At 57.0% G+C, this 3308-nt stretch carries 2 rRNA genes; both read right to left on the bottom strand.

Features of this window, described 5'->3' with window-relative positions:
• Window positions 1–76: 76 nt before the first annotated feature.
• Window positions 77–198: ribosomal RNA gene (rrf, locus tag VYJ16_RS22120) — 5S ribosomal RNA — on the bottom strand.
• 116 nt (window positions 199–314) lie between these two features.
• Window positions 315–3243, bottom strand: a 23S ribosomal RNA gene (locus tag VYJ16_RS22115).
• Between the last annotated feature and the right edge of the window lie 65 nt (window positions 3244–3308).

Genomic DNA, 3308 nt, shown 5'->3' with positions numbered 1-3308 from the left:
CAGCATCACCACTCCCTCTGTAAAGACAAAAAGCCCACCACCCCACAACAGGGGTGGCAGGCTCAAAGTATGAATAGCGAGGCAGCGAACCGCGTTTCCCAGAGGCTCGCGCACTCCAGTACTCCCCGGTACGCAGATGGGCTTAACTTCCGTGTTCGGGATGGGTACGGGTGTCACCCCACCGCTCTGGCCGCCTCAACGCCGACCCACGGGAACGATCCATGGTACGCCAACGTCGGTACGTCAGCCGCAATGTAAGCACAATCCAGTTAACACCTGGACTCGCACAGCACGAGTCAGCACACAGTCCGAATGAATGGTGGCTCGAGTGATTAGTTCTCGCGGGCTCAACACCTCGTTGCCTTGGTGCGTACACCCCGAGTCTATCTACCTCATCTTCTATGAGGACTCTCAAGCGGAACCTCTTTTCCAGGTGGGTTTCGAGCTTAGATGCGTTCAGCTCTTACCCCGTGTGACGTAGCTGCCCGGCACATGCCCTCTCGGACAACCGGTACACCAGTGGTCACCACTCGTAGTTCCTCTCGTACTATACGAGCGTTCCCGTCAGGTTCCATAACACCCCCAGTAGATAGCAGCCGACCTGTCTCACGACGGTCTAAACCCAGCTCACGACCTCCTTTAATAGGCGAACAACCTCACCCTTGCCCGCTGCTGCACGGGCAGGATGGAGGGAACCGACATCGAGGTAGCAAGCCACGCGGTCGATATGTGCTCTTGCGCGTGACGACTCTGTTATCCCTAAGGTAGCTTTTCTGTCAGCAATGGCCCGCATCAAGCAGGCAAATTGGTTCGCTAGACCACGTTTTCACGTCAGTGTCACTCGTTGGGAATGACACTGTCAGACCACCTTATGCTCTTGCGCTCTTCATCGCGTCTCCGACGCGATTGAGGTGATCTTGGGGCACGCTCGATATCTTTTCAAGCGTGTACCGCCCCAGTCAAACTGCCCGGCTACCGGTGTCCTCCTCCCGGAGTGAGAGTCACAGTCATTAGTGGGTAGTATTTCACTAGTGCCTCGGTGGCCCGCTAGCGCGGGTACCTGTGTAACGGCTCCTACCTATGCTGCACACTAACGACCGTGTCTCAGCGACAGCCTGCAGTAAAGCTCTATAGGGTCTTCGCTTCCCCCTGGGGGACTCCAGACTCCGCACTGGAACGTACAGTTCACCGGGCCCAACGTCGGGACAGCGAAGCTCTCGTTGATCCATTCGTGCAAGCCGCTACTGAAGCGGCAAGGTACTACGCTACCTTAAGAGGGTCATAGTTACCCCCGCCGTTGACGGGTCCTTCGTCCCATTGTACTGGGTGTTCAGATACCCGCACTGGGCAGGATTCAGTGACCGTACGAGTCCTTTCGGATTTGCGGTCACCTATGTTGTTACTAGACAGTCGGAGCTTCTTGGTCACTGTGACCTGCCTCTCTCCGAGGCAGGCACCCCTTCTCGCGAACTTACGGGGCTAATTTGCCGAATTCCCTGACGTCGGTTGTTCCCGACAGGCCTGAGCGTTCTCGGCTAGAGCACCTGTGTCGGATCTCGGTACGGTTCGTATGCTTGCCTTTTCACGGGCCCCGGATACGGTCGACTTTCGCTATCCCGTGCTTCGTCCGCTTCCTGCCATTACGGCGTCCACGGATTTCCACGGTTCGACTGGGCGAAGGCCCAGCTCGACTGTCTCTAAGGCGTCGGCGTTCACTGCATACGAGCACTGGAATATTAACCAGTTTCCCGGTTCGTCCAAGTCGAATTACGGTTGGACTTAGGGCCGGCTAACCCTCGGCTGAACGGCATTGCCGAGGAACCCTTGCTCTTTCGGCCGTCGGGGGTCTAACCCGACTAACGCTGCTACTATGGCCAGGATTTTCGTCACTGTATGGTCCACGCGAACTCTCGTCCGTGCTTCCACCCATACAGAGCGCCAATCTACACGATCACCCATATGATGGGTGCGGCCAGGTCTCGGTGGTGGATTTGAGCCCCGATCATTTTGGGCGCCTCAAACCTCGGCCGGTAAGCTGTTACGCTATTCTTAGAGGGTAGCTGCTTCTAAGCTCACCTCCCGGCTGTCTAGGGCTTGAGACCACCTTCGATCGCACTTAATCCACACTTGGGGACCTTAACCCGGCTCTGGGTTGTCTCCCTCATGGTGCACAGGCTTACCCCGCACACCGGACTCCCTGCGTCGACGGCGCTCGTAGGTTTGGAGTTTGACAGGGAGGCCCACTTCTCTCGAAGTGGGATCTCCCAATCGGTCGCTCTACCCCACGAGCTACCTCAGCAGAGGTCATGCTTCGACATGTTTCGATTGGAACCAGCTGTTGCCAGATTCGATGGGCCTTTCACCCCTACACCTAGGTCACGCGAGGGTATTGAAGGACACCAACGCTAACAGGCCTCCACGTGCCTTTCGGCACGCTTCACCTTGCCCAGGCGTAGATCATCTGGTTTCGGGTCGCATCCGTTTGACTCCCCGCGCTTGAACACGGTGACCCTGGCCCCGAATGGGGCTGCGGTCGTATCGGTTTCCCTGCGCCTTCCCAGCGAGAAGCTGGTTAGACTCGTCAGACAGATGCACTCCCTGGCTCGTTTTTCAAAACGCACGATGGAACACCGGCTTCCACGAGTTCCTACTGCGGGCTCGCGCCCGTGTCGTTTTCTCGTGGACCTTGTGTGCCCCATCGCTCTATCGCCAACTGATTTCAGGCCCTATTGCACCTCCCTTTGTGGGGTGCTTTTCAGCGTTCGCTCACGCTACTTGTTCGCTATCGGTCTTGAGGAGTGTTTAGTCTTCGCGGTCGATGCCCGCGTGGTTCACGAGGGATATCCAACCCCCGATACTCTGGAGCTGACGCCCAACGTACTAGTCTGTCTTACGGGGCTGTCACCCTGTGTCGCGCTCCGTTCCAGGAGACTTCGTGCAGATGTTCTGTTGTTGGTTGTCAGTCCGTACACCACATGTCCCGTGAGGGATTCGGTTTGGACTGGGTCGCGTTCACTCGCGGTTACTGACGACATCGCGGTCTTGCTTTCTTTTCCGGCCGATACTAAGATGTTTCAGTTCTCGGCGTTCCCCATTGCGCGAAGCAATTGCGGTGGGGATTCCCATTCGGAGATCCTGAGTTCTTACCCTCCGTGCGGGTCCCTCAGGCTTTTCGCAGCTTGGCACGTCCTTCGTCGGCTCTCAAGCCGAGCCATCCACCAGTTGGCACAGTAGCCACGTCTGTTGGAATGTTGTTGACTCGATGGTACGAGTCCAGTTTGTGTCTGGATTGTGCTTACACGCGACTT

The sequence above is a fragment of the Halorubellus litoreus genome, assembly GCF_037081675.1.
In the GTDB taxonomy this organism is placed as follows: domain Archaea; phylum Halobacteriota; class Halobacteria; order Halobacteriales; family Natrialbaceae; genus Halorubellus; species Halorubellus litoreus.
This window is presented reverse-complemented; position numbering and strand designations above follow the sequence as displayed.